The sequence below is a fragment of the Pseudomonas sp. S2_H01 genome (genome assembly GCF_054668305.1).
On sequence record NZ_CP162756.1, the window covers coordinates 4,572,025 to 4,598,444 of the forward strand.

Annotated in this window: 18 protein-coding genes; 7 read left to right on the forward strand and 11 right to left on the reverse strand. The window is 60.4% G+C overall.

Annotation, left to right across the window (positions count from 1 at the left end):
• Nucleotides 1-189: 189 nt before the first annotated feature.
• A complete protein-coding gene (locus tag AB4N84_RS20515) occupies nucleotides 190-1,092 on the forward strand; it encodes a LysR family transcriptional regulator (RefSeq protein ID WP_460042881.1) in 903 nt (300 codons plus the stop codon).
• Between the two features lie 10 nt (nucleotides 1,093-1,102).
• Here AB4N84_RS20515 and argC read toward each other — a convergent pair whose 3' ends face one another.
• The gene (gene argC / locus AB4N84_RS20520; protein ID WP_074749386.1) at nucleotides 1,103-2,026 is read right to left on the reverse strand and encodes an N-acetyl-gamma-glutamyl-phosphate reductase; all 924 of its coding nucleotides are present in this window, start codon (nucleotides 2,024-2,026) and stop codon (nucleotides 1,103-1,105) included.
• Nucleotides 2,027-2,138: 112 nt separating this feature from the next.
• Between argC and AB4N84_RS20525 the strand changes: the two genes are divergently transcribed.
• Nucleotides 2,139-3,023 carry a LysR family transcriptional regulator gene (locus AB4N84_RS20525; protein WP_460042883.1) on the forward strand — a complete coding sequence of 295 codons (885 nt, stop codon included), beginning with the start codon at nucleotides 2,139-2,141 and terminating at the stop codon, nucleotides 3,021-3,023.
• A gap of 67 nt (nucleotides 3,024-3,090) precedes the next feature.
• Here the strand turns inward: AB4N84_RS20525 and AB4N84_RS20530 are convergent, their stop codons facing one another.
• The 3 genes from AB4N84_RS20530 to AB4N84_RS20540 all read right to left on the reverse strand — a co-directional run bounded on the left by AB4N84_RS20530 (nucleotide 3,091) and on the right by AB4N84_RS20540 (nucleotide 6,915).
• Nucleotides 3,091-3,522, reverse strand: a complete 432-nt coding sequence (locus AB4N84_RS20530) for a nuclear transport factor 2 family protein (RefSeq protein ID WP_074749388.1) — start codon at nucleotides 3,520-3,522, stop codon at nucleotides 3,091-3,093.
• Nucleotides 3,523-3,661: 139 nt separating this feature from the next.
• Nucleotides 3,662-4,522: a CAP domain-containing protein gene (locus tag AB4N84_RS20535; protein WP_460042884.1), complete on the reverse strand. Its 861-nt coding sequence runs from the start codon at nucleotides 4,520-4,522 to the stop codon at nucleotides 3,662-3,664.
• A gap of 266 nt (nucleotides 4,523-4,788) precedes the next feature.
• Complete coding sequence (locus AB4N84_RS20540) at nucleotides 4,789-6,915, reverse strand: cytochrome-c peroxidase (protein WP_460042885.1); 2,127 nt, start codon at nucleotides 6,913-6,915, stop codon at nucleotides 4,789-4,791.
• Nucleotides 6,916-7,696: 781 nt separating this feature from the next.
• Here AB4N84_RS20540 and yghX point away from each other — a divergent pair.
• The gene (gene yghX / locus AB4N84_RS20545; protein WP_460042886.1) at nucleotides 7,697-8,584 is read left to right on the forward strand and encodes a YghX family hydrolase; all 888 of its coding nucleotides are present in this window, start codon (nucleotides 7,697-7,699) and stop codon (nucleotides 8,582-8,584) included.
• A 20-nt stretch (nucleotides 8,585-8,604) separates the two neighbouring features.
• Here the strand turns inward: yghX and AB4N84_RS20550 are convergent, their stop codons facing one another.
• The gene (locus AB4N84_RS20550) at nucleotides 8,605-9,114 is read right to left on the reverse strand and encodes a nucleoside 2-deoxyribosyltransferase (RefSeq protein ID WP_460042888.1); all 510 of its coding nucleotides are present in this window, start codon (nucleotides 9,112-9,114) and stop codon (nucleotides 8,605-8,607) included.
• Nucleotides 9,115-9,271: 157 nt separating this feature from the next.
• Between AB4N84_RS20550 and AB4N84_RS20555 the strand changes: the two genes are divergently transcribed.
• Nucleotides 9,272-10,930, forward strand: coding sequence for a VRR-NUC domain-containing protein (locus AB4N84_RS20555; protein WP_460042890.1), 1,659 nt, complete (start codon nucleotides 9,272-9,274; stop codon nucleotides 10,928-10,930).
• Here the strand turns inward: AB4N84_RS20555 and AB4N84_RS20560 are convergent.
• The 3 genes from AB4N84_RS20560 to mfd are packed head-to-tail and all read right to left on the reverse strand — an operon-like array spanning nucleotide 10,927 to nucleotide 17,656.
• Nucleotides 10,927-13,632: a DEAD/DEAH box helicase gene (locus AB4N84_RS20560; protein ID WP_460042891.1), complete on the reverse strand. Its 2,706-nt coding sequence runs from the start codon at nucleotides 13,630-13,632 to the stop codon at nucleotides 10,927-10,929. The two genes, AB4N84_RS20555 and AB4N84_RS20560, sit on opposite strands and share 4 nt — an antisense overlap.
• Before the next feature lie 13 nt (nucleotides 13,633-13,645).
• A complete protein-coding gene (locus AB4N84_RS20565; protein ID WP_460042893.1) occupies nucleotides 13,646-14,182 on the reverse strand; it encodes a CsiV family protein in 537 nt (178 codons plus the stop codon).
• A gap of 9 nt (nucleotides 14,183-14,191) precedes the next feature.
• Entirely contained in the window at nucleotides 14,192-17,656 is a 3,465-nt protein-coding gene (gene mfd / locus AB4N84_RS20570) for a transcription-repair coupling factor (protein WP_460042895.1), read from the reverse strand.
• A 169-nt stretch (nucleotides 17,657-17,825) separates the two neighbouring features.
• Here mfd and AB4N84_RS20575 point away from each other — a divergent pair, with 169 nt between their 5' ends.
• Both AB4N84_RS20575 and AB4N84_RS20580 read left to right on the forward strand, forming a co-directional pair.
• A complete protein-coding gene (locus AB4N84_RS20575) occupies nucleotides 17,826-19,289 on the forward strand; it encodes a glyceraldehyde-3-phosphate dehydrogenase (protein WP_460042896.1) in 1,464 nt (487 codons plus the stop codon).
• 903 nt (nucleotides 19,290-20,192) lie between these two features.
• A protein-coding gene (locus AB4N84_RS20580; RefSeq protein ID WP_460042898.1) for an IS3 family transposase occupies nucleotides 20,193-21,547 on the forward strand; the annotation gives its coding sequence in 2 pieces (ribosomal slippage) (nucleotides 20,193-20,652 and nucleotides 20,652-21,547; 1,356 coding nt in all).
• A 207-nt stretch (nucleotides 21,548-21,754) separates the two neighbouring features.
• On the opposite strand, the gene tcuC is transcribed toward AB4N84_RS20580, so the two are convergent.
• Together tcuC and AB4N84_RS20590 are read right to left on the reverse strand one after the other, a co-directional pair.
• On the reverse strand, nucleotides 21,755-23,047 hold the full coding sequence (gene tcuC / locus AB4N84_RS20585; RefSeq protein ID WP_460042900.1) for a tricarballylate/proton symporter TcuC: 1,293 nt from the start codon (nucleotides 23,045-23,047) through the stop codon (nucleotides 21,755-21,757).
• A 250-nt stretch (nucleotides 23,048-23,297) separates the two neighbouring features.
• Nucleotides 23,298-23,864: a chalcone isomerase family protein gene (locus AB4N84_RS20590; protein WP_074749405.1), complete on the reverse strand. Its 567-nt coding sequence runs from the start codon at nucleotides 23,862-23,864 to the stop codon at nucleotides 23,298-23,300.
• A gap of 373 nt (nucleotides 23,865-24,237) precedes the next feature.
• Here AB4N84_RS20590 and sthA point away from each other — a divergent pair, with 373 nt between their 5' ends.
• A complete protein-coding gene (gene sthA / locus AB4N84_RS20595; RefSeq protein WP_074749406.1) occupies nucleotides 24,238-25,632 on the forward strand; it encodes a Si-specific NAD(P)(+) transhydrogenase in 1,395 nt (464 codons plus the stop codon).
• A 42-nt stretch (nucleotides 25,633-25,674) separates the two neighbouring features.
• Here sthA and AB4N84_RS20600 read toward each other — a convergent pair whose 3' ends face one another.
• A complete protein-coding gene (locus tag AB4N84_RS20600) occupies nucleotides 25,675-26,397 on the reverse strand; it encodes a glycerophosphodiester phosphodiesterase (protein ID WP_460042902.1) in 723 nt (240 codons plus the stop codon).
• Between the last annotated feature and the right edge of the window lie 23 nt (nucleotides 26,398-26,420).

Here is a 26,420-nt window from a genome sequence, read left to right on the forward strand (position 1 = left end):
GGGAGCGAATTCATTCGCGAAAAATATTCCTGGCAACAGGGATGTGTCGATTCAGCTGACCATCGCGAATGGATTCGCTCCCACAGAAAGCTGTTCCGTCAGGCGACATCAATGCCGACGATCCCATCTTGCCGATCCAGGCGGCTGTGCTACAAATGATGTCTTCGTCACGATGCATTACTGGACATTATGAATAAGCTCGGCAAATCCCTGCCTCCCCTGGCCAGTCTTCTGCCTTTCGAGGCCGCTGCCCGATTGTTGAGTTTTTCCCGCGCGGCCGAAGAGTTGAACCTGACTCAGGCGGCGGTGAGCCGACAGATCAGGGCATTGGAGGAGGATCTGGGCATCAGCCTGTTCCAGCGGCGCAACCGGGCGGTGTTCCTGACCGATGCCGGGCGCGAGTTCAGCCTCACGTTGGGTAATGCATTGCGTGACGTGGGCAGCACGGCGGATCGGCTGCGCGGGGTGGCCAGGAAGAATGAAGTGGTGTTGCTGTGTCAGCCCTGCGAAGCCTTTCACTGGCTGATGCCCAGGCTGTCGAATTTCCACCAGCAGTGCCCGGAAATCGAACTGAAGATGGTCACTTGGGCCAATCCGCTCACTGACTTCCAGGGCTACTTCGACGTGGCGATGCAAAGCAGCAACCGCGACCACGGCTTGCATCCGCTGTTGTTCACGGCTGCTGACGAGGTCTTTCCGGTGTGCAGCCCAGAGTACCTCCAAGGGCGCGCTTTACCCGTCGCGCTTGATGAGCTGGGCAACCACACCTTGCTGCATCACGACGCCTTGCCCGCTTATCAACTGGAATGGGACACCTGGCTGGCGACGTTCGGCCACCAAGTCCCACGCCAGGCCCGTGGGCTGGTATTCGATCATTATTCACTGATGCTGCACGCCGCCGTCGAGGGACACGGCCTGGCCATGGGCTGGCGGCGCACCTCGCAACGCATGCTCGACAGCGGCGTGCTGATTGCCCCGTTCGCCGAAAGCGTTCACCTGAGCGAAGCGCTGTCGGTCTACCGCCGCCACGGGCAGGCGCGCCGGGAAGAGGCGAACCTGCTGGTGGAATGGTTGCGCGCTGAGTTGAACTGAGCGAGGGTTCTCAACCGCCCGCGATCATCAGGTCCAGGTTCTGCACGGCCGCACCGGCTGCACCTTTGCCCAGGTTGTCGAACACGGCGGCCAGCAGCACGTGCCCGGCATTTTCGAACACCATCAGCCGCAGTTTGTCCGTGTCGTTCATGACCCGAGGGTCCAGGCCGGTCAGGGCCTGCGAGGCGTCCATCGGCATGACCTCGACAAAATCGCTGCCCGCGTAGTGCTGCTCAAGGCACGCGTGCAACCGGGCGCCAGTGACACCCGATTGCAGCAAGCGCAGTTGCAGCGGGAGGGTCAGCACGATGCCCTGACGGAACGAACCGTAGGCCGGGATGAACATCGGGCGTTCGCTGAGGCCGCTGTATTGCTGGATCTCCGGCACGTGCTTGTGGGCCAGGCTCAGGCCGTACACCTGAAACGGCGTCGCCTGGGCAGCGTCCGGCCCCTCGAATTCATCGACACCGGCACGGCCTTTACCCGAGTAGCCTGACACCGCGTTGATGCTGATCGGGTAGTCCCGGGGCACCAGCCCGGCGTCCAGCAAAGGACGCAGCAGTCCGACGGCGCCCGTCGGGTAACACCCGGGGTTGGTCACCCGGCGAGCGGTGGCGATGAGCGTTTTCTGCTGTTCGCTCATCTGCGCAAACCCATAGACCCAGTCCGGATGGGTACGGTGGGCAGAACTGGCGTCGATCACCCGTACGGCAGGGTTCTCAATACTCGCTGCGGCCTCACGGGCGGCGTCGTCGGGCAGGCACAGGATTGCGATGTCGCAGGCGTTGATGGCCGCTGCACGGCTTCTGGCGTCCTTGCGCTGTGCGGCAGGCAGCGTCACAAGTTGCAGGTCGGTTCGGCCCTGCAGCCGCTGGTGGATCTGCAGGCCGGTCGTGCCTTGGTCACCGTCGATGAAAACAACAGGAAGGGTCATGAGGTTGCGCTCGCTTACAGTCATCAATGGCAAGCATCTTCGAACAAGGCGTAAGATAGGAAAAGTTGAATTTATTAATGATCAGATTCAGATTTTATGAAGGAGTAGTGCTGTGCGTGAGATCAGCCTCGACCGGTTACGCACACTGGTGGCGATTGCCGACCACGGCTCGTTTGCTGAAGCGGCGCGGGTGTTGAACCTGGCGCCGCCCACAGTGAGCTTGCACATTGCCGATCTGGAGGAGCGTGTCGGCGGGCTGTTGTTGTCGCGCACCCGAGGTCGCGTCCAGCCGTCGGCGATCGGGGAAACGCTTATCGAACGGGCCCGTCGTTTGCTGGCCGATGCCGAACAGGCGCTCGAAGATGTCGAGCGTCAGGTCCAGGGCCTGGCCGGGCGGGTCAGGCTCGGCGCGTCGACCGGCGTCATCGCGCAACTGATACCGCAGGCGCTGGAAACCCTCAGTCAGCAGCACGGGGGCATCGATGTGCAGGTGGCGGTGCTCACTTCGCAGCAGACCTTGCAGAAACTGGCCGATGGCAGTCTCGACATCGGCGTGATTGCGTTGCCGCAATCGCCGGTCAAGGGGCTGGAAATCAAACCGTGGCGACGTGACCCGGTGATGGCGTTCCTGCCGGCGCGCTGGGCGTGCCCCGACGTTATTTCGCCCGCCTGGCTGGCGGCCCAACCGCTGATTCTCAACGACAACAGCACCCGGCTGTCGCGTCAGGTGGGGGAGTGGTTCGCAACAGAAGGCCCGCAACCGACGCCGCGCATTCAGCTCAACTACAACGACGCGATCAAGAGTCTGGTGGCGGCCGGGTATGGCGCGACGGTACTGCCCCATGAAGCGTCGACGCCGGCGCCGGAGAGCCGCATCGTCATGCGTCCGTTGCAGCCGTCGTTATGGCGAGAGCTGGGCATCGCCCATCGGGCCGGAGAGGTCGAACGCTCGACCCGGCATGTTCTGGAGGTGTTGTGGGGACTGGAAGCGTTGTAGCGACGCAAGGTGGACCTATGGGAACAGCGACGGATACGCCGCCTCCCACAGGTGGATCAGCGGTCGATCAGAACTTGAATGCCTGACGACCGATCAACAGCCAGTGGCCTTTCTGCTTCTGCCAGACCTGGAAGTTTTCGATCTCGGTCGGTACTTCGACGCCGCTGTTCACGGCCTGGGCGGAGAAGTGGTTGCGAACCAGCGCAGTGTCGCCGTCCAGGGTGATTTTCTGGTTGAGCATCTGAAGGGTCTTGAAACCGCTGCGGCCGGTTTCGATGTCGGCGATGAATTCCTGCTTGTTCTGAATCTTGCCGCTGGAGTGACCGTAGGTGACGTTGTCTGATGTCAGGGCGCTCAGGGCCTTGATGTCTTTGTGCAACATGGCCTGGGTCATCTGGTCGACGGCCTTGGCGACATTTTGCTCATCGGCAGACGGCGCAGCGGCTACATAGCCCGAAAACAGGCACACAAACCCTACCACCAGTTTGAACTTGGTCATTGATGTTTCCCTTTTTATTGTGATCGGATCGAAACGGAATCCCCGCTCGGGCGCCGGCAAAGCCACCCGGAAAACGAGTTTTCGTACGTTATCATACAACTGTGGTGTGCTGGCTAGTGGGAGGTGACGGTAGACGCGATCAAGGCGCGCCGAACAGCATGGTCCAGTAGATGCCCAGATCGCTGCGGGTATTGGTTGCGTAGGCCGCGCCGACCTGAGTAAACATCGGGTTCATCAGGTTGGCGCAGTGACCGGGGCTCGCCAGCCAGCTCTGCATGGCCTGGCTCGGTGAACCCTGACCGGCAGCGATGTTTTCGCCGATCTGCCGCCCGCGATAACCTGCCACCCGCGCGCGGTCCACCGGCGTGTCGCCATCCGGGTCCTGGTGGGCAAAGTAGTTGTCGTTGGCCATGGCCTTGCTGTGACCTTGGGCGGCAGTGCCCAGCGCGTTGCTCCAGCTCAACGGGCGAGCCGCCGCGAAGCGCCGATAGCCGCACATGCGCGAAGTGGCGCGGGCGGCGTTGACCTGTGCCAGCAACGCCTTGTCCGCCGCGCGCACGTCGGTGAGACGGGCATCCACCAGCGGTTTGGCCAGCACCAGTTGCCATTGCCCGCCCCCATGGCTGATGCCGAGGTCGGCGGCCTGGCTGTCGAGCATCGAATCGCAGTATTCGCGTTGCAGCATGGCGAACGCGGCATCGGCGTCACGTGCGCCGACCAGTTGAATGCTCTGAACCGTGGCGGCCTGATAACCCGCCGCCTTCAAGCCTTCGCGCAAGCTGCCGCCGTAGCCCACCGGCAGGGCCACATTGGCCTTCAACGACAGCGGCGGCATTGGCGAAGCGATCCGGCCTTCGCACCGCTGCGGATGCGCCCGGTAACTGTTGATGGCTTGCGCCAGTTGTCGCTCGCCGTCGGCAATGGCCGGTGGGGTAACGAGGTAGAGCGAAGCGGCAAGGCTGAGCAGGGCAAAACGAGACAGACGAACAGGTGGGCGCATGAGGCGGACAGCTCGGGTGATCAAACGGGGAGGTTGCTGAACGGGATTTCGGGGCGCGGATAGGACTGCGGGTTTGCAGACTAGTTGCAGGAGGCAACGAAATTTCATCAATGAGCAGCGGGCGGATGGCTGCGCTAAGTCCTGGGAACACCGGAATCCCCGTTGGAGACGTCCGAGGTTACGAGGGTATGGGCCGCACTTCGGACGAATGCGTTGGGTCATTCAAGACGTATGTACCTGACCCACCGCATCCCCTTACCGGCACCTCACTTCAAATCACTGGCAAACGGCATCAGGGGTCCATCGCTTGGACGGCGGCCCGTGGCCCCGACGGCGTTGAGCATGATTTCCAGGTCTTTCGCCCGTGGCGTGGTGGAGCTGGCGTCCACCGGCCGGACGGTCACGGCGTTCTCGTCACCGACTTCCCCTTGCGCGAGCGTCAATGACGGATGATCGAACGGCGCTTGTTCCCACGCTACCCGTGGATCGGTGAGGCCCACTTCCATGAATTTGACCAGCGCGTCTATTTCGCTTGGGGTCAGGTTCAGCGCCGTCATGTCCGGGTCCAGGTTCGAGGCGTTGTGCTGGTTCACACTTGGATGGTCGAACCCGCTGGTATTGCTCGCGTCCTGACCGCGCCGGTCGCCGCCACGGTTGTAGAACTCCACCACTTGCTTGAGCGTCGAGCGGCTGCCGTTATGAAAGTACGGCCCGGTCAGCGCGATGTTGCGCAAGGTCGGTGTCTTGAAGGCACCATCGACCGAGTCGCGGAACCCGATATTAGGCTTGAGCGTGGCGTCACACGGAATGGCCGGGCTCAAGGGTGCTTCGAATTTGCACACGTCGACCTCGAACGGGTCCGGCACGCTCAGGCCTTGCAGCAGGGTGTTGTACTGACGGGTGAACGACAGAGGATTGCCCCAGGCGTCGCTGCCACCCAGCGCCAGGTCTTCTTCGGTCGGGCGCACGCCGGTGTTGTAGAAACCGTTGTCGTAGAGTGTGACCAGGTTGTCGGCCATCACCATCCGTTCAATGCGCTCGCGGGGTTCGAGGCGCAGGCGTGTTGCGGCATTGGTCAGCTCCGGCCCGGCGTGACACGCCACGCATTTGCCTTTGCCGGTGAACAGGTTCATGCCCTCGATTTGCTGCGCGTCCATCGCCTGGGTGTTGCCTTGCAGGTAAGCGTCGAGGGGCGTCTGGTCGGACACCAGCGTCGACTCGTACAGCTGAATGGCAAGGCCGAAGAACAGCGGGAAATTCGCCTCTATCTGCGCATAGTCGACGCCGCCCAGCGACACCGGCTGCGCGGCGTTCCACAAGCGTGGGTGGAACGCAGCCTTGATCAGGTCGCGGTAGCTGGGACGCCGCACGGCAATCGACGACAACACCGAATCATTGGAGGCGATGCGTTGATGACTGAGCACCAATGAGTCCAGCATGCGTCGACCAATGTCGGCAAACGTACGGCCCCCACAGGACATCTCCACCGGGCTGCCGGGCGGGCCGACCGCCTGGGAAGCAGCAGAAGCGTCATTGAGCGCCAGCCTGACTTTGGTTGCCACGGGGTTGCGTTCAGTGGTCACGAAAATGGCGGCGTCGGGGTCGCGATTGCCGAACGGCGAGAAGCCGTTAAACACGTTGTTGGCCCGCCCATCCCAGAAGTTGCGCACGTTGAAGGCGGCGTTGATCACGGTCGGGGCGTTGCGTCCGGTGCTACGGCGCACGCTGGTCTTGCCAACCGCAAACACCGCGTCGGTTTGCGGGGTGCAGCGGTCGAAACGAGGCTGACGGGGCCTGACGTAGTTGGCTTCGAACACGCCTTGTGAGCCCACTACATCGTCTGAGGAATAGACGATCGCCGAGTTACGGTCCAGCGGATCGGCCAGCACGTGGGTCGGGAAGTCGGCCTTCTTCAGCGTGTAGTTCGGGCCGCCCTTGCCGCCGGACAGGGTGGTGTAGGACGGCACATCCCCCGGGATGTTCGGCGCAATGAACGGTTTGTTGAACAGCGACGCAACGTTGGCGTTGGTGTGGGCCTGACCCGGGTTGAGCTGGTTGCTGATGCGGTGATCCACGCCAGCGTGATAGTGACAGGACGCGCAGGCGGTGAAGCCGTCGCTGCCGAAGTCCTGATCCCAGAACATCGCCTTGCCCAGGCGAATCGCTGCGTCGCGGTTGAGCACGAAGTCGCCCATCAAATCGACCTTGCGCCCGCTTTCGGTGCCGGAGGGATCGGGCGGCGTCACGCCGCGCATCGATTGCAACGTGGGGATGTCCGGGCCGGGCGCGACCACTTCCACAGGTGTCGCCGCAGAGGCTAGGGGTATCAACAGGCAACCGGCAATCAGGCCACCCGCGAGGGTGCAGGTCAGACGCAGGGATCGAACGCTCATCAGGTCATTCATGATAGTGGCACTCTCGGTAAGTGAAGGATTACCGGAACTGTTTGCAGTGTTCTTGTTTAAAAACAGGCCAAAGCAATAGCGGTCCTCGTGAACATCACGTCGACTGAAAGTTGAATGGCGCGGTGCAGACGACAGGTCGGCGTTTACGGTTGCCGATTACGTACTGTCGCGAAGACAGAAGGCTGCTGAGAGTGACAATAGCGCTGCGAGAAAAAAATGGAAGTTATATTTTGAAATAATTTAATGAGGGGGAAGTGCCTTTGGACGTGCATGGAAAAGCCCGAAGTGTGGGGGTATTCTTCCCCGTTATTGGGGAAGTAACCGGCGAATGGCAAAACGATTATGTAAAAAATTCATTTTTTTCAATGGATTAAGCTTTGATGTCTCCGGTTGTGGACATTGGCAAACAAATTGCTCAGTGAGGGTGTGCGCTGAATGTTAATGAGCGGGTGGCGTCATTTTATAGAGACTCGTGCAGTTAAGGTCAGGACACGTTTTAAAGTAAGTGTTGAAGCGTGGCAATGTAACCAAGTAGCGCTTGTGTGAAATCACACAGCGTCAGCTATTGCCTGTTTATATATAAAGTCATCGCGTTTTTTCGACGGGGCAGGTGGTGATGTGCGACGGCGATCGATCAACCATCTCTCCTGAATAATCCGCCACCTGCTATCGGGTCAAAACACTGCTTTAATGATTGTTCGTTACCGCGCCACCGAGTCGTAAGGTTCAGGCGCGGTGCCAAGCCGACAATCAATGAGGAAGTGCACAGATGACCCGTCTCACTGCCAAGGATTTCGCCCCTGAATTGCTCGAACTCTATGACTTCTACGTTCACGGCAAGATCAACCGCCGTGAGTTTCTTGATCGGGCGGCGGTGTTCGCCTTGGGTGGACTCACCGCGACCGCGATCCTGTCATCGCTGAGCCCGGATTACGCGCTGGCCGAGCAGGTCGAATTCACCGACCCCGACATCGTCGCCGAGTATATTTCCTATCCATCGCCCAAAGGCCACGGCCAGGTCCGTGGGTATCTGGTGCGGCCAGCCAAGGCCAGCGCGAAAGCACCGGCGGTGCTGGTGGTGCATGAAAACCGTGGCCTCAATCCGTACATCGAAGACGTCGCCCGTCGTGTGGCCAAGGCCGGGTTCGTCGCGTTGGCGCCTGATGGCCTGTCGTCCGTCGGCGGCTACCCGGGCAATGACGACAAGGGCCGAGAGCTGCAGCAGAAGGTTGATCCCGAGAAATTGATGAACGACTTCTTTGCGGCCATCGAATGGCTGATGGCGCACCACGCGTCGACCGGCAAAGTCGGCATCACCGGGTTCTGCTATGGCGGTGGCGTGGCCAATGCGGCGGCCGTTGCCTACCCCGAACTGGCGGCGGCAGTGCCGTTTTACGGCCGGCAACCCAAGGCGGAAGATGTCGCGCGCATCAAGGCACCTTTGCTGCTGCATTACGCGGAGCTCGACAAGCCCATTACCGATGGCTGGCCCGCCTATGAGCAGGCGCTGAAAGCCGCCGGCAAGACCTATAAGGCTTACGTGTACCCCGGGGTCAATCACGGCTTCCACAATGACTCAACGCCACGCTACGACGATGCCGCCGCGCGGCTGGCGTGGGACCGGACGCTGGAGTGGTTTCGTAAATACCTCGTTTAATGCACGCCGACGGGCGAGCATCAGCGTTGTGCTGACAGATACCGGGCCAGCGCCTCGATCGCGCCCTCGGCAGTCTCGCTGCTGCCCGCCCAGGTACACGCCAGCATCAGGTTTTTCGGCAACTGAAAGTCCTCGACCTGAAACCCCTGTGCATCGAACCCTTCGGCATCATGCTGGATTTGCTCGCGCAGCGAACGCAGGTCATCGAAATACGCCCATACCGGTTTAGCCAGCGCCACGGCCATGCCGACTTCGAACGCTGTTCCCGAGTCTGGCTCGGCACCGCGAAACACATTCAAATTCGCCAGCACGGCATCGCAGCCTTTGATCATCGTGATGTTGGCAGTGCAAATCAGCGCGGCCGTTTCCTGCGGCGGCAGCCCCTGCGTGACCTCGTTATCGAATGGATACAACCCTTCGAGGCCGTGTGCGTTGCACAGCGCTTTCAGATAACGCCCGTGCTCGATGGCGTCGCTTCGGAAGACGTCAAAGCCCGCCAGATAAACCCGAGGTGTGCGAGAGGAGAGCATGGCCGTTTCCCTTGTAGACGAAGGCATTGATTCTAACGAATCGGGTGACCGGTTGCCGTTGATCAGACCGGTTGCGATTGATGGCAAAAAGGGGCTGGAATCTGTACGGATAAACAGTATCCTGACGCCTTTCCAACTGCCGTAACGTGACCGCGCCGTGAGCACTTCCCCCCTCGACAACCCGTTCTATTACCTGGAGAACTTTCGCCAGGTGCTGGGCTGGATTGGTCAGCGCTACGACGATCTGCTCGATGATGACGAGCGTCGGTTCATCGAGCACTTTGCGCGTCTGTCACAGCCTTCCCAGGCGTTGCTGGTGCGGATGGTCATGCGCAAGGGGACTCTGTTTCGTGCCAGCAAGCTGAATTATGCCGAGATCGGTGATGTACGGCTGGCTGCCGCGTCGCTTTTGGCGTGTGGATGGGTCGACGCACAGCCTCATCTGGATCTTCATGGGTTATTCGCGCTGCTGCGCAAAGACGAACTGGGGCTTTGTTTCAAGGATCACGGAATCAGGAGCACGGAGAAAAAAGCGGATCTGCTGGAGCGACTCCTACCGCTGTACGCGCAGGCGCAACCGCTGGATCAGTGGTTCTCAGGCCTTGATGACGTGGTCTTCGGGCTGGAGGTCATGCCGTTGTGCGATCGCTTGCGTCTGTTGTATTTCGGCAATCTGTACCAGGAGTGGTCCGAATTCGTGCTGGCGGATCTGGGCATTTATCGCTACGAGAAAGTCGAATTTTCCGTCGAGTCGCGGGGTATCGGCCGACGGGAAGACATCGACACGTGCCTGCATCTGCACGCCTGCCGCCAGGCGCTGGACGAAGGCGCGGTGTTGCACGAACTGGCCGCTCAGGCGACGAGCGTCAACACCGCAAACCCGTGGCTGGCGATGCGCCGGGCCAAGCTGCTGTTCCAGATCGGTTATCAGGCCGAGCGCGAGCAGGACTGGCCGCTGGCGTTGGCCGTGTACACACAGTCCAGTTATCCCGGTGCGCGGGTACGCAGGATTCGCGTGCTTGAGCGCATCGAGCACTACGCTGAAGCCATCGCGCTCTTGCTGCAGGCTCAGTCGGCGCCTGAAAACGATGAAGAAACCCAGCACCTGCTGCGCATTCAGCCGCGCCTGCAACGCAAGCTGGGGCAGGGTGGTGTTCGACGGCGGACCACTCGGGCCGTCACTCGGCTGGACCTGAGCGTGGTGCCGTTGCCGGAACACAGCGTTGAGCGATTGATTCAACTGCACTTGGCCGAAGAGGGCAGTGAGGTGCATTACGTCGAGAATGCGCTGATCAACTCGCTGTTCGGGCTGTTGTGCTGGCCTGCGATCTTCGCCCCGCTGCCCGGTGCATTCTTCCATCCGTTTCACAGCGCGCCCAGCGACCTGCACAGCCCCGACTTCTACCCGCGTCGCGCGACGTTGTTCGATGCCTGTCTGGCGCAGCTGGACGATGGTCGCTATCAGGCGGCGATCCGGCAGAACTACGTCGACAAGTTCGGCCTGCAATCACCCTTCGTGTTCTGGGGCACGCTGACGCCGGAGCTGCTCGAGCAGGCGCTGCACTGCCTGCCGCCGCAGCACCTAAAACGCTGGTTCCGCCGTCTGCTGCAAGACATCAAGGCCAACCGCACCGGCATGCCCGACCTGATCCAGTTCTACCCTGAGCAGCGCAGCTATCGAATGATCGAAGTCAAAGGCCCGGGCGACCGGTTGCAGGACAACCAGCTGCGCTGGCTGGATTTCTGCGCCGAACACGAGATGCCGGTGGTGGTGTGTTACGTCCAGTGGGCCGAGGAATCTGTGCTGGCGGGTTAGCGCTTCGCTTTCTTGGGCGGCAAGGGCAGGGGGGCGAACAGTGCTTCGATGTCGTCGCCCTGCAGTTTCCAGTCTCCGGCGGCGCGACCGTCCAGCACGCCGGATGCCAACGAGCGCTTCTCTTGCTGCAGGTGCTGGATTTTCTCCTCCACCGTGCCTCGGGCGATCATCTTGTAGACGAAGACCGGCTTTTCCTGACCGATGCGATAGGCGCGGTCGGTGGCCTGGTTTTCAGCGGCCGGGTTCCACCAAGGGTCGTAGTGGATCACCGTATCGGCCGCTGTCAGGTTCAAACCCGTGCCGCCGGCCTTGAGGCTGATCAGGAAAATCGAGCGTTTGCCGCTCTGGAAGTCCTGGACCGGTGTTCGACGGTCCTTGGTCTTGCCGGTTAACAAGGCGTACTCGATCCCGCGGTGTTCCAGCTCCGTTTCGATCAACTCGAGCATCGACGTAAATTGTGAAAACAGCAGAATCTTGCGATCTTCCGCCAGCAGCTCTTCCACCATTTCCATCAGGCTCTGCAGCTTCGCCGAGGTGGAATGGCGAGGATTGGGCGGCACGCTGTTGACCAGACGCAGGTCGCAACAGACCTGCCGCAGTTTGAGCAATGCTTCCAGAATGATGATCTGGCTGCGTGCCACGCCTTTTTGCGTGATCTCGTCGCGGACCTTTTTGTCCATGGCCAGGCGCATGGTTTCGTACACGTCGCGCTGAGCATCGTTGAGTTCGACCCAGTGGACGATTTCGGTCTTGGGCGGCAGTTCGGTGGCGACCTGTTCTTTGGTGCGCCGCAACAGAAAGGGTTTGATTCGCGCGTTCAGGTGCTGAAGACGCTCTTCGTTGCCGAGCTTTTCAATGGGCGTGCGGTAATTGAGGGTGAACTGCTTCACGTCGCCCAGCCAGCCGGGCATCAGGAAATGAAACAGCGACCACAGCTCGCCCAGGTGGTTTTCCAGCGGCGTGCCACTCAGGCACAGGCGCTGACGAGCGTTGAGCTGGCGAGCGGCCTGCGCGGCCTTGCTGTTGGGGTTCTTGATGTACTGCGCTTCGTCGAGCACCAGCACGTGCAGCAGCTGTTTGCTCAGCAGCTCAACGTCCCGTGGCAACAGGGCGTAGGTGGTGAGGATCAGGTCGTAATCCTGAAGGCTCTCGTAGTCCTGATGGCGGTTCGCGCCATACAACGCCAGCACGTTGAGCTGCGGCGTGAAATGTTTCGCTTCGTCCATCCAGTTGGGGATCAGGCTGGTCGGCATGACCGCCAGCGCCGGGCAATCCAGTCGCCCGGCCTGTTTTTCCAGCAACAGATGCGCCAGGGTCTGAAGGGTCTTGCCCAGGCCCATGTCATCGGCCAGCACGCCGCCGACTTCCAGCTCGCGCAGGGCCTGCATCCAGCTCAACCCTTCCAGCTGATACGGGCGCAACGTGGCATTGAGACCTTCCGGAACCGTGACCTGGGTGTCTTTGATGTTAAAAAGCCGTTCGGAAAACTGACGGACCCGGTCGCCCCCTTGCCACAGCAACGGCATGCCGTCGAGCGGCTTGAGCCGCGCCGCGTCGGCAGTGCTCAGGCGAATCGCGGTGTTGCCGTCTTCACGCCAGTAGAAGTCGCCCAGCGTGGCCAGCACGGTCTTCAAGCGACCGTAGGGCAGGGCGACCTGAATCGGAACGCCGCCACGCTGGGTGAAGTGATTGAGCTGCACCAGAAGCTGTTCATCATCACGCCGTTTGGCGATGCCGTTCAGCGTCATCAATTCGGGGTGCGCGCGCAGCAGGTTAATCAGGATCGGCAACAGGCTCAGACGCTCGCCATTGACGATGATCCCCAGCTCCAGATCGAACCAGTCACGTTCCGGTGCTTCATCGACCGTCGCGTACCAGTCGTCCACGGGCGTCACGTCAAACCCGAAATCGGCGTTCATTTCGATCTGCCAGCCCTGCTCGCGCAGCACGGGCAGCTCGTCGAGCATGAAGGTCAGCCAGGCCTTGTCGGTTGGCAGCTCGAACATTTCACCGGCGCTATCGGGCAATGCCTTGCTCTGCCGGGTGGCGATGCGAAAGCCCATGTCCTGCAACTGCTTGCGGTACTGCGCCTCGCGATCCAGCACGCGGCGCATGCGAATGGTTTCTTCTTTGAGGTGCCACAGAATGTCGCTGGAGCGGCCGGCGCTGGGCACGCCCGAGACAAACATCTCGCGGTAGCGGAACGCCAGGGCCGCACGGTGCTGAATGTGCCGTTGCATCTTGCCGTTACGGGGTTCGTAGGCGCTGAACTCAAAGCTGGCCAGGATCAGGCGCGGCTCCGGTTCGACGCCTTTCAACAGCTTGACCGGCAGCGCGGGTTTTTTCTCGATCCCCGGCTTGCGCGCGCCATTCAGATTGCCCGCAGCCGCCGCGATCGTAGGCCTGTTTTCCGGGTCCTGAAGGAAAAACAACGCGGCTGCGCAATGCTTGCAGTTGTTTCTGACCGGGCAGGTGCACTTGCCGACGATAAAATTACGGGTGCGGTCGGGGTCTTTGAACAGCAGGGTCTGGGTGTAGGTTTCAAGGCTCGACCCTCGGCACACCGTGCGCACCAGATCGGCGCTGATGTGATCCAGCGTGACGCGTTTCTGCCTGGCATAGTCAAGCCCGCGTTCCACGCTTTGCGCCTTGAATAACGGTTCCCATGGCAGCGCCAGGGCTTTTTCCAATGAGGATGACACGTCTTGCCCTACGTCAACGCGGTGCTTGAAGAGGAGAGACTTTGATCAACATCGCCAGGCTCCCGTTGTCCATGTAGGTCAATTCGCCGTTTCTGACGCGGGTCGCCTGACGCATGCGTTCGCTGGTGACCAGCACGCCATGGTCGTCGAGCTGGTTGACCCAGAAATTGGCGTCGATGTCCGTAAAACGCGCCAGACCCAGGCTCACCGTGCCCTCGATCGGGTAGTGGCCAAACTGTTTCTGGCCGCTGCTGATCGCCACCTTGCTCGGCGTCGCGCTCAGGTCCTGCTGCCAGGCACGGTGCAACAGCACTTTATAGCCCTCGCTGGATTCCAGCTTGCCCGCCAGTGTGTCCAGCGCGGTGGACGCCTGGTTGTCGGGTCCCAGTGTTCGCGCGCCGGCGGCCCAGTCTTCCGGCGCTGGCTGGTTGGTCGCCGCGGGTTCACCGTTCTGGCGGAACAGGATCAGTTCCACCTGATACGTACCATCGGCGAACGCTGCAGGGGCGAATAGCACCAGCAGCAGGGTGAGCGAGTGAAGCAGACGCATGGTGAATCCTTAAGCCGATTGTTTGGAAGGCGGCGGGGTCAGACGCTCGAACAGCGCTTCCAGCGTATTAAAGCGCTCCTCGGGTCGCTCCATCGGCACCGTGAACTTGAACAGCGTTGCGCCTTCGAATTTGTAGCGATTGGGTTGCCCTTGAATCAGCTTGATCAGCGCCAGCGGATCTACTGGAGTATCGGCGCCGAATTCGATTCGTCCACCCTGCGGCCCGGCATCGACCTTTTTAATGCCCAGTTGCTCGGCCTTGAGCTTGAGCGAGGTCATGCGCACCAGGTTTTTGGTCGGTTCCGGCAGCAAGCCGAAGCGGTCGATCATTTCCACCTGCAGGTCTTTCAGGCCTTCCTCATCGGCGGCGTTGGCGATGCGCTTGTACAGAATCAGGCGTGCATGCACATCGGGCAGGTAATCCTCGGGAATCAGCCCCGGCACACGCAGGTTGACTTCCGGTCCACCGCCGAGCGGTTGATCCAGGTTCGGCTGTTCGCCCTTGCGGATCGACTTCACCGCGCGCTCGAGCATCTCCATATAAAGGGTGAAGCCGACCGCCTGGATCTGCCCGCTCTGGCCTTCGCCCAGCAGTTCGCCCGCGCCGCGGATTTCCAGGTCGTTGGTTGCGAGCACGAAGCCCGCACCCAGATCCTGAGTGTTGGCGATCGCTTCCAGGCGCTTCTCGGCGTCGGGCGTGATCTGTTTGCGCGGCGGTGTCAGCAAGTACGCGTACGCCTGGTGGTGACTGCGTCCGACCCGGCCGCGTAACTGGTGCAGCTGGGCCAGCCCGAACTTGTCGGCGCGCTCGATGATGATGGTGTTGGCGCTTGGCACGTCGATCCCGGTCTCGATAATGGTCGAGGCGATCAGGACGTTGAAGCGCTTGTGGTAGAAGTCGCTCATCACCTGTTCGAGGTCGCGCTCATGCATCTGGCCGTGACCGATGCCGATCCGCGCTTCGGGCACCAGCTCGGCGAGGTCCGCGGCGCACTTCTCGATGGTCTTCACGTCGTTGTGCAGGTAGTAGACCTGACCGCCGCGCAACAGCTCGCGCAGCAGCGCCTCTTTGACGGTCGGCTTGTTCTGCTCCATGACGAAGGTGCGCACCGACAGGCGACGCGCAGGCGGTGTGGCGATGATCGACAGGTCGCGCATACCGGCCACGGCCATGTTCAGGGTCCGCGGGATCGGCGTGGCGGTCAGGGTCAGGATGTCGACTTCGCTGCGCAGCGCCTTGAGCTGTTCTTTCTGACGGACACCGAAGCGGTGTTCTTCGTCGATGATCACCAGCCCCAGGTTCTTGATCTTGACGTCGTCCTGCAACAGCTTGTGAGTACCGATGACGATGTCAATCTTGCCCTCGGCGAGATCGGCCACGGCGGCATTGATTTCCTTGGCCGACTTGAATCGACTCATGACTTCAACGGTCACCGGCCAGTCGGCGAAACGGTCGCGGAAGCTGTTGTAGTGCTGTTGGGCGAGCAGGGTGGTCGGCACCAGGATCGCGACCTGCTTGCCGCCGTGTACGGCGATGAACGCCGCGCGCATCGCCACTTCGGTCTTGCCGAAACCGACGTCGCCGCAGACCAGGCGGTCCATCGGTTTAGGCGCCAGCATGTCGGCGCGCACCGCTTCGATGGTGGTCTGCTGGTCCGGGGTTTCCTCGAACGGGAAGCCGGCGCTGAAGGTTTCGTAGTCGAGCTTCGGATCGGCGAACGCGTAGCCTTCGCGCGCGGCGCGACGGGCATAGATATCGAGCAGCTCGGCCGCCACGTCGCGCACCTGTTCGGCGGCCTTGCGCTTGGCTTTCTGCCAGGCTTCGGAACCCAGACGGTGCAGCGGTGCCAGTTCGTCATCGCTGCCGGTGTAGCGTGCGATCAAATGCAGGTTGGCCACCGGGACATACAGCTTGGCGTCCTCGGCGTAGGCCAGCATCAGGAACTCTGCGACCTGGTTTTCCACTTCCAGCGTGGCAAGGCCCAGATAGCGCCCGACGCCGTGGTCGATGTGAACCACCGGCGCACCTTCGCGCAACTCGGCAAGGTTCTTGATGACCGCGTCGTTGGCATGGCCGTCCGCACGCTTTTCACGGCGACGACGCTGCATCACGCGCTGACCGAACAACGGGCTTTCCGCGATCAGCGCCAGCGCGGGCTGGTCCAGCACCAGGCCATCGTCCAGCGGTGCGATGGTGATCGCCAGCCGCTCTTTGCTGTCGACGAATTCCTGCCAGCTGTCCAGAGTTTTCGGGCGCAGCTTCAGGCGCTCGAGCAGTTCAAGCAGCACCTCGCGTCGACCGGCCGATTCGGCGGTGAACAGCACGCGGCCGGGGAAGTCGTTGAGGAAGTTGGACAGCGCCGCCAATGGCTCGTTGGCCTTGGCCTCAATCGCCAGGTTCGGTAACACCTGCGCCGGGAAGCGCTCGTGGCCCACGCCGGTGTTGACGTCGTCTTGGCTGGTGACCACCCGAGGCCAGCTTTTGAGGCGCGCGAAGCAGTCTTCCACCGGCAGGAACAACTCGGCAGGCGGCAACAGCGGTCGGTCAGGGTCGACGCGGCGCTCTTCGTAACGGTTGCGCACGTCCTTCCAGAACGTTTCCGCCGCCTGTTCAATGCCCGGCAGCGAGAACACCTGGGTGTCCTGTGGCAGGTAGTCGAACAGTGTGGAGGTTTCTTCGAAGAACAGCGGGATGTAGTACTCGATACCGGCCGGGGTAATACCGCTGTTCAAATCCTGAAAGATCGGGCTGCGGCGGAAATCGACGTCGAACCGCTCGCGGAACCGCGCCTTGAACCGGGTGACGGCCTCCTTCTGCAGCGGGAATTCCTTGGCCGGCAACAGGCGCACTGAATCGACCTTGTCGATGGAACGCTGGGTTTCCGGCTCGAAGGTGCGCAGGGTTTCGATTTCGTCGTCGAACAGGTCAATTCGGTAGGGCAGTTTGCTGCCCATCGGGAACAGGTCGATCAGGGCGCCACGCACCGTGAACTCGCCGTGTTCGTACACCGTGTCAACGTAGCGATAACCGCTGGCTTCGAGCCGCGTGCGCATGGCCTCGACATCAAGCTTCTGCCCGACGTCCAGCACCAGACTGCTGCCGAGCAGGAATTTGGTCGGCGCCAGGCGGTGCAGGGCGGTGGTAATGGGCACGACCAGCACGCCATGTTCCAGCTCGGGCAGCCGATACAGGCTTGCGATGCGCTGGGAGATGATGTCCTGGTGCGGCGAGAACAGGTCGTAGGGCAGGGTTTCCCAGTCAGGGAAATGCAGCACCGCAAGCTCAGGGGCGAAAAACTTCAGTTCCTGCTCGAGTCGCTCGGCGCTTTGGCTGTCGGCGGTCAAAAGCAGGGTGAAGCGTTTCGCGGCGCTGGCGGCCTCGGCGATGGCCAGGCTCTGAGCGGCACCGGGCAGGTTGCCCCAATGTTGTTTGCCTGCGGCAGCAGGGAGAATCGGTAGGCGCAGAACGGGCACGGAAGATAAAGCTCCAGGCGTTGCGGCAAAGCCGGGGATTGTAACTAAATCGGGAATCCGCTGTCAGTTTTGTGCTCGCCGATTTATGTAGTGCTCCGAGATCTCAAAACACTGGATTGCTCATAAACAAAGGCTTGGGCATAATGTAGTCCCTTTTTTCAGCCCCTACATGTGGAAGGTTCCCGTGACTCAGAAGCCCGACCAGTGTCTTGGTGAATGGATCGATCGTGAAGCACTCGCCGAGGCGATGATCCCGCTTATCGGTCAGCTCTACCGCAATAACAATGTGGTGAGTTCGATCTATGGCCGCACCCTGATCAACCGTTCAGTCATCGCGATTCTCAAAGCTCACCGCTTTGCGCGTCACCGCCAGGCAGACGCTACCGAGTTGTCTGTACACGAGACTTTCCCGCTCATCAAAGCGATGAGCGAGCTCAAACTGGGTGCCGCTTCGGTGGACCTGGGCAAGCTGGCCGTCAAATACAAGGCCGAAGCCAACGGTCGTACTGCCGAGCAGTTCGTCCGTGAAGAAATGGCCGAAATCGTAGGCCAACAGAATTCCGGCGCTCGCAAAGGCACTGACGTCGTGCTGTACGGTTTCGGCCGTATCGGTCGTCTGCTGGCGCGTATCCTGATCGAAAAAACCGGGGGTGGCGACGGCCTGCGTCTGCGCGCCATCGTCGTGCGCAAAGGCGCCGAGAACGATCTGGTCAAGCGTGCAAGCCTGCTGCGTCGTGACTCGGTACACGGTCCGTTCGACGGCACCATCACCATCGACGAAGCCAACAACACCATCAGCGCCAACGGCAACCTGATTCAGGTGATTTACGCCAAGAGCCCAACCGAGGTGGATTACACCCAGTACGGCATCAAGGACGCGCTGCTGGTCGACAACACCGGCGTATGGCGTGATGCTGACGGCCTGGGCCAGCACCTGCAGTGCCCTGGCATTGACCGCGTGGTGCTGACCGCGCCGGGCAAAGGCAAGCTGAAGAACATCGTTCACGGCATCAACCACCAGCAGATCACCGCCGATGACAAGATCATCTCCGCGGCTTCTTGCACCACCAACGCCATCGTTCCGGTCCTCAAGGCTGTGAACGACAAGTTCGGTATCGTCAACGGTCACGTTGAAACGGTTCACTCGTACACCAACGACCAGAACCTGATCGACAACTTCCATAAAGGCGACCGCCGTGGCCGTAGCGCCGCGCTGAACATGGTCATCACCGAGACCGGTGCTGCGACAGCGGCTGCCAAGGCGTTGCCTGAACTGGCCGGCAAGCTGACCGGTAACGCAATCCGCGTTCCGACGCCGAACGTGTCGATGGCGATCCTGAACCTGAACCTGGGCACCGCGACCACCCGCGAAGAAATTAACGAGTACCTGCGCCACACCGCGCTGTATTCGGACCTGCACAAGCAGATCGATTTCGTGAACTCGCAGGAAGTGGTTTCCACCGACTTCGTGGGTTCGCGCCACGCGGGTGTGGTGGACGCTGAAGCGACTATCTGCATGGATAACCGCGTTGTTCTGTACGTCTGGTACGACAACGAATTCGGTTACAGCTGCCAGGTGGTTCGCGTGATGGAAGACATGGCGGGCGTTAACCCACCGGCGTTCCCGAAGTAAAAGCAGCGTTGAACGGCGAGTTTCAAGCTGCACGTTGAAGCCACATGAAAACGCCCCGACTGGTTCGGGGCGTTTTTTTATGGGTTAAGTGTCGGTGTTAGCTTTTGGGTGGTATCCGATTTCGGTGGTGACGCTGAAGTTTGTTCTGCCTAACGGCAGACCTGTTCCGTCTTCGGCGGGTTACTTGAAAAGACCCCCCTCTTTGTTTCAAGAGGCAGCCAAGTGTCCTGGCTCCTGGTTGGGCCCTCCTGCGTCGGGTCCCTTCACTCCGGCGAAGCTCCATGGGCACGCGCCGAACGGATATCCATGTCCTGGCGGCGCTCTCGCGGCATCCATGCCGCTCGTCCCACTCCACGCCGCCTGCGTTCAGCCTGCACCCAAGTCGCGTTTTGTGGTGTCTGGCCTGGCGAGGCAGGAAGATCAAGAGCAAAAGCATCGGATAGCGCGAATCCTGTAGGAGCGTGGCTTGTCCCGCGATCTGCCGCGCAGCGGTAGCAAAATCAGGCAACTCGGTTGTACCTGATACACCGCATGCGACGGATTTGCTGCCGGTTCCCGGCAGATCGCGGGACAAGCCGCGCTCCTACGCCTTCGGCAGAGTCAAAAACAACATTGAAGTCGCCTGCTAGCTCTCGCTCTGCCTCGTTCTTGACGTGCTTTTCGTACCGCGACAGTCCAGACACCACAAAACGCGACTTGGGTGCAGGCTGAACGCAGGCGATGCGCAGTGGGCCGAGCGGCATGGATGCCGCGAGAGCCGCCCCCGGCCATGGATGGCCGATGGCGGCGGGCCCACGGAGCGTCGCCGGAGTGAAGGAACGACGACGAGGGAGTCGCCCAACCAGGAGCCAACCTGAACTGACCCCCGAAAGTTGGACACCCAGTCCAACCGAGGGAACAGCCATGACGAAGTACGATCCAGCCTTCAAACTCAAACTGGTTAAACAATGCCTGGCCGGCAGCAGCACCAACGGGGTTGCAGTCAAAAATGGTATCGGTCATTCCATCCTGCAGCGCTGGGTGCGCAGCTATCAGCAACACGGTCTGCCCGGCCTTGCGAGGCAGTACAGCCGCTATGACGCCCAGTTCAAACTCAGTGTTCTACAGCGCATTGAGCAGGATGGATTGTCGGACCAGCAAGCCGCCATTCTCTTTGGCATCCGCGGGCAAAACAGCATCGGGGAATGGAAGAGGCTGTACCATGCCGGAGGTATCAATGCGCTGAAGCCGCATCGGGAGAGAGAGCCTGCCATGCCCCAAAAACCATCTGAAAAAGCTGTACAGCCTTGCCCTGGCGATGACGAGCGTACTCGCCAGGAACTGCTCGATGAGCTGGGTTACCTGCGAGCGGAGAATGCCTACTTAAAAAAGCTCGATGCCTTGATCCGGGAGCAGAATGCAGCGCGAGCCAAAAAGCGCACATAATCCAGGGATTGAGGCATGAGCATTCGATGCAATGGCTGTTGCGTGCTGCCGGCTTGGCCCACAGCACGTTCTACTATCAGGCCAAGGCCGTTGCCCGCGATAAACACGCCGGGCTCAAGGCTCACGTGCGACGCATCTATGAGCAGCACAAGGGACGTTACGGCTATCGCCGTATCACCGCGGTCCTGAGACAGATAGGCGAACATGCCAATCACAAGACGGTACAGCGGTTGATGCAGATGATGGGGCTCAAGTCGTTGGTCAGGATCAAGAAATATCGCTCCTACAAAGGCCCGGAGGGCGAGACAGCGCCTAATCGGTTGGCGCGCCAATTCAAGGCCGACCTTCCCGACCAAAAATGGGTGACCGATGTCACCGAGTTCAAGGTCAACGGGCAAAAGCTTTACCTGTCACCAGTACTGGATCTTTGTACCCGGGAGATCGTGGCTTACCAGACCAGCAGGCGGCCGGTGTTTGAGCTGGTGTCAAAAATGCTGGAGAAGGCTCTGGCACGACTGGGGCCAGAGCAGACTCCTTTGCTGCACTCGGACCAGGGGTGGCAGTATCGTCAGGTTAATTACCGGCATCGGCTGGCCCAAAAAGGCCTTCAACAAAGCATGTCGCGTAAAGGGAACTGCTATGACAACGCTGTGATGGAGCGCTTCTTCGGCACTCTGAAGAGCGAGTTTTTTTACCTTGAGCGCTTCGACACCGTTGAGCAATTAGAAGCCGGGCTCGACGAGTACATCCATTACTACAACCACGAGCGGATCAGCATGAAGCTCAACGGCCTCAGTCCGGTACAATTTCGAAGCCAGATAATGAGTCTGTAATTTGTCCAACTTTCGGGGGTCAGTTCAAACCCTTGGTTACTTGGGGTTATCAAGTAACCCGCCGATGGCGGAACAGATCTGCCGTTAGGCAGAACCAAAAAATCAGCATCACCCGAGATCTCGGATATGCCAAAAGCGCGAGATCCCCGCCAAAAAAAAGCCCCGAACCGGTCGGGGCATTTCTTTCAGCGTCACAACGAATCAGGTTCAACCCGCCGCTGGCGCACCTTGAATGCGCGTCTGACCCTTACGGAACAGCACCAGCGTCGCAATCAAGCCCAACACCGCAGCGCCACTCAGCCAGATGCCAGGCGCCGCCTTGTTGTCCAGCACGTGAATCAGATACGTACAGGCCGCTGGCGTGAAGCCACCGAAGGTCGCCGTCGCCAGACTATAGGCCAGCGAGAAACCCGTGGTACGCACTTCTATCGGCATGATCTCGGTCAGCGAAACCACCATTGCGCCGTTGTACGACCCGTACAGGAACGACAGCCACAGCTCGACCATCAACAGGTTGACGAAGCTCGGGTTCGAGGTCAGCCAGGACAGCGCAGGGTAGGCTGTGACGATGGCCAGAATGGTCGCCGCCAGCAGCAGCGGCTTGCGGCCGATCTTGTCCGACAGCGAGCCCATGACCGGCAGCCAGATGAAGTTCGAAATCCCCACGCACACCGTGACCAACAAGCTGTCCAGATCCGACAGGTGCAGTTCGTTCTTGCCGAAGGTCGGCGTGTACGCCGTGATCAGATAAAACGACACAGTGGTCATGACCACCAGCGCCATACCGGCGATCACCAGACCGAAATTCTGGCCGATGGACTTCATCACTTCGCCCATGGTCGGGCGATGTTTGCGAGCGCGGGCTTCGAACTCGGGGGTTTCTTCCAGCGAACGGCGGATGATGAAGATGGCCGGAACGATCATGCAGCCTACCAGGAACGGTACGCGCCAGCCCCATTGCCCCATCTCGTCCGGACTCAGCCAGTGGTTCAGGCCCACACCCAGTAAACCGGCGAACACCACCGCCGCTTGTTGGCTCGCGGACTGCCAGCTGACGAAGAAGCCCTTGCGGCCGGGGGTCGAGATTTCGGCCAGGTAGACCGAAACACCGCCCAGTTCCACACCGGCGGAAAAGCCTTGCAGCAGACGACCGACCAACACCAGCAGCGGCGCCGCGACACCCAAGGTCGCGTAACCCGGCACGCAGGCAATCAGGATCGTGCCCATCGCCATCATGGCGAGGGTGATGATCAGGCCTTTTTTACGGCCGTGGTGGTCGATGTAGGCGCCAAGGAAGATCGCACCCAGGGGGCGCATCAGGAAGCCGGCGCCGAAGGTCGCCAGCGAAAGCATCAGAGACGCGAATTCACTGTCGGCGGGGAAGAAGGTCTTGGCGATGGCCGTGGCGTAGAAGCCATAGACCATAAAATCAAACATTTCAAGGAAGTTGCCGCTGACAACGCGAAATATCGCCTTGCCTTTGCCTGTGTTCGAGGCCATTTGGAATTACTCACTTAGGCTGTCTAGCTGGGGGGATCCGTTGTATTTATGCGTCCTCTCCTGCGCCGTTCGAGCTGGGTCTCGAGCGATACAGATTTGTAACGATATGTGTAAAAGTGGCGAATGGCAATTAATTCGGGCAGCCGCGGGCCTTGGCTGTAGACCGTCGCGATGAAAGGCAATGCGGTTTTATGTCGCGCGCAGGCAGAGGAGTCGCCTGAAGCCCCCGACGAGCGCCGGGGGCGGTTTTTTACTTCAGCAAGGCTTCACGCAGATCGGACGATAAACCGTCCGGCGCGAGCCAGATCGCGAAGTAGGCCTTGGCCAGCTCGGGGTCGGGGCTGGCGAAGATCACTTTACTGTTACGCGTGAGGTTGAGGCCATCGTTGCGGTCCCAGCTCAGGTCATAACGGTCACCTCGCTTGATGTTCTGAAAACTTTGGTGGAGTCGGTCCAGTTCGGGCCTCAGCCGTGCCAGCGTCTCTTTGGTCTGTTGACGTTCAAGCGTGGCGTTGGCGGCCTTGATCACGTCCTCACGGTCAATGTCGCGGAAATAAAACAGTTCCAGTTTCTGCGGTGCCTGGGTGAAAACCGCCTGCCTGGCGGTGATCGACGGTTCGGCATAAAACGCGGCGGCATAAACATCGGTCCACAAGTAGGTGAGAATCGCCTGATTCTTGCGCTCCAGCGCCGGGGTTTGCCCCTCGAGGCGAGCCGGAAAATCGGCCTGCTTTAGCAGGTCCGCCTGAGAGGCCATGGCCTGCGCGCTGCACAGCAGTCCCATTAACAGCATCCAGTGAATGAAGCGGTGTCGCATGATCGCGCCCTTTATCGAAAGATCCCACACAAGGGTATGACACTTTCTGCGCGATGCGGCCACAGCAAGTCAGTCGCTGCTCCTTAATAAACGTCGGAATTCGGTAGAAACCCACAAAATTGCAGGTTTTTTTAGGATTCGTAACGCCAAGGGATTTATCATCCGCAGCAATTGGGCATACAGCCGGCTTTTTGCGGTGATCGTATGCCCTTGCCGCAGACAAGATTGGCCTGCGACGCGACCAAGGGTTAATGTTCGCCGCGACGCTGGGCGATTAGACTGCGCCGCGAGTTTCGATTCTCATGCCGCCGGCCGCGGCATGATTTAGCCAGAGACGCCAGAGTGGCGCCTCGGCCTGTTCTAAGGAGTACGCATGGCTGTCTACAACTACGACGTAGTGGTACTGGGTTCCGGCCCAGCTGGGGAAGGCGCGGCAATGAACGCCGCCAAGGCTGGGCGCAAGGTAGCCATGGTCGACAGCCGTCGGCAGGTCGGCGGCAACTGCACTCACTTGGGCACGATCCCGTCCAAGGCGTTGCGTCACTCGGTCAAGCAGATCATTCAGTTCAACACCAACCCGATGTTCCGGGCCATTGGCGAGCCACGCTGGTTCTCGTTCCCGGACGTGTTGAAGAACGCCGAAAAAGTCATCAATAAACAGGTGGCGTCGCGCACCGGCTATTACGCGCGCAATCGCGTTGACGTGTTTTTCGGAACCGGCAGTTTCGCTGACGAGCGAACCGTCGACGTGGTGTGCAACACCGGTGTCATGGAAAAACTGGTCGCGAACCAGATCATTATCGCCACCGGCTCGCGTCCATATCGTCCGGCCGATATCGACTTTTCCCACAAGCGTATCTACGACAGCGACACCATCCTCAGCCTCAACCACACCCCGCGCAAACTGATCATCTACGGTGCCGGCGTCATTGGCTGCGAATACGCGTCGATCTTCAGTGGTCTGGGCGTGGACATCGAACTGATCGACAACCGTGATCAACTGCTGAGCTTCCTCGACTCGGAAATCTCCCAGGGCTTGAGCTATCACTTCAGCAACAACAACGTGATGGTTCGCCACAACGAAGAGTACGAGCGCGTCGAAGGCCTGGAAAACGGTGTCGTGCTGCACCTCAAGTCAGGCAAAAAGGTGAAGGCCGACGCCTTGCTGTGGTGTAACGGCCGTACCGGCAACACCGACAAACTGGGCCTGGAAAACGTCGGCATCAAGGCCAACGGTCGTGGCCAGATCGAAGTCGATGAGGCGTATCGCACCAGTCAACCGAATATCTACGGTGCGGGCGACGTGATCGGCTGGCCGAGTCTGGCAAGCGCCGCCTATGACCAGGGTCGTTCGGCGTCGGGCAGCGCGGTCGACAACGGCGCTTGGCGTTTCGTCAACGACGTGCCGACCGGCATCTATACCATTCCGGAGATCAGCTCGATCGGCCAGAACGAACACGACCTGACCGTGGCCAAGGTGCCGTACGAAGTGGGCAAGGCGTTCTTCAAGAGCATGGCCCGAGCGCAGATCTCCAACGAGCCGGTCGGCATGCTGAAGATTCTGTTCCACCGTGAGACCCTGCAGATCCTTGGCGTGCATTGCTTCGGCGACCAGGCGTCGGAGATCGTGCACATCGGTCAGGCGATCATGAACCAGCCGGGTGAAGCGAACAGCCTAAAGTATTTCGTCAACACCACGTTCAACTACCCGACCATGGCCGAAGCCTATCGGGTCGCGGCGTACGACGGCCTCAACCGGCTTTTTTGAGCGGCTCCGGCCGGTGGCCTGAGCCGGCCGGGGAGACCGATTTCAGTAATTCTCGAGCGTGGCAGTGGCCAAACCGGGAAAGTCTGTAATCAGGCTGTCAACGCCGAAGTCGGCGAGTCTGCGCATCAGCGCAGGCTCGTTGACGGTCCACACCGACACATGCAGGCCCAGCGCCTGGGCTTTCTTCAGGCGTTCCGGCGTGCACAGCGTCCAGTTCAGCGCCAGAATCTCGCACCCATAACCCACCGCGACCTTCAGCGGATCCAACCATGCGTATTCTGCCACCAGTCCACGGGACAGATCGGGCGTAAGCTCCAAGGCTGCGCGCAGGACTTCCCGGGAGCTTGACGTAATGGTGACCTTGTCCAGCAGGCCGTGACGCTGAGCCATCTCGCGAATCGCCAGCACGGTGGTTGCTGCGCGGGTACGCGAAGCGCTTTTAACTTCCAGTTGCCAGTGATCGAACGCGCACTTTTCGAACAGTTCTTCGAGTCGCGGGATCGGACAGGGCTGCACCCAGCCCGGACCCCCTCTGCGGGCGTCGTAGGTCACCAGATCGGCGGCGTCATGTTCGATGACCTTGCCGCGCCTGTCAGTGGTGCGTTTCAGGGTCGGGTCGTGAATCACCATCAGTTCGCCGTCGCGAGACAGGTGCAGGTCCAGTTCACAACGTTTGACCCCGTGTTTGAGGCATTCCTGAAAGCTGGTCAGGGTGTTTTCCGGTGCTTCGCCCTTGGCGCCGCGGTGGCCGTAAATTAAGGTCACAATTGTTCCTCGAAAGCGCGCTA

Bases quoted from the DNA above. Each gene is read 5' to 3' on its own strand.
- tcuC (WP_460042900.1), bottom strand. From the start codon at position 23,047: ATGGCCTCGAACACAGGCAAAGGCAAGGCGATATTTCGCGTTGTCAGC.
- AB4N84_RS20530 (WP_074749388.1), bottom strand. From the start codon at position 3,522: ATGACCAAGTTCAAACTGGTGGTAGGGTTTGTGTGCCTGTTTTCGGGC.
- yghX (WP_460042886.1), top strand. From the start codon at position 7,697: ATGACCCGTCTCACTGCCAAGGATTTCGCCCCTGAATTGCTCGAACTC.
- AB4N84_RS20535 (WP_460042884.1), bottom strand. From the start codon at position 4,522: ATGCGCCCACCTGTTCGTCTGTCTCGTTTTGCCCTGCTCAGCCTTGCC.
- sthA (WP_074749406.1), top strand. From the start codon at position 24,238: ATGGCTGTCTACAACTACGACGTAGTGGTACTGGGTTCCGGCCCAGCT.
- AB4N84_RS20590 (WP_074749405.1), bottom strand. From the start codon at position 23,864: ATGCGACACCGCTTCATTCACTGGATGCTGTTAATGGGACTGCTGTGC.
- AB4N84_RS20515 (WP_460042881.1), top strand. From the start codon at position 190: ATGAATAAGCTCGGCAAATCCCTGCCTCCCCTGGCCAGTCTTCTGCCT.
- AB4N84_RS20565 (WP_460042893.1), bottom strand. From the start codon at position 14,182: ATGCGTCTGCTTCACTCGCTCACCCTGCTGCTGGTGCTATTCGCCCCT.
- AB4N84_RS20575 (WP_460042896.1), top strand. From the start codon at position 17,826: ATGTGGAAGGTTCCCGTGACTCAGAAGCCCGACCAGTGTCTTGGTGAA.
- AB4N84_RS20540 (WP_460042885.1), bottom strand. From the start codon at position 6,915: ATGAGCGTTCGATCCCTGCGTCTGACCTGCACCCTCGCGGGTGGCCTG.
- AB4N84_RS20550 (WP_460042888.1), bottom strand. From the start codon at position 9,114: ATGCTCTCCTCTCGCACACCTCGGGTTTATCTGGCGGGCTTTGACGTC.
- argC (WP_074749386.1), bottom strand. From the start codon at position 2,026: ATGACCCTTCCTGTTGTTTTCATCGACGGTGACCAAGGCACGACCGGC.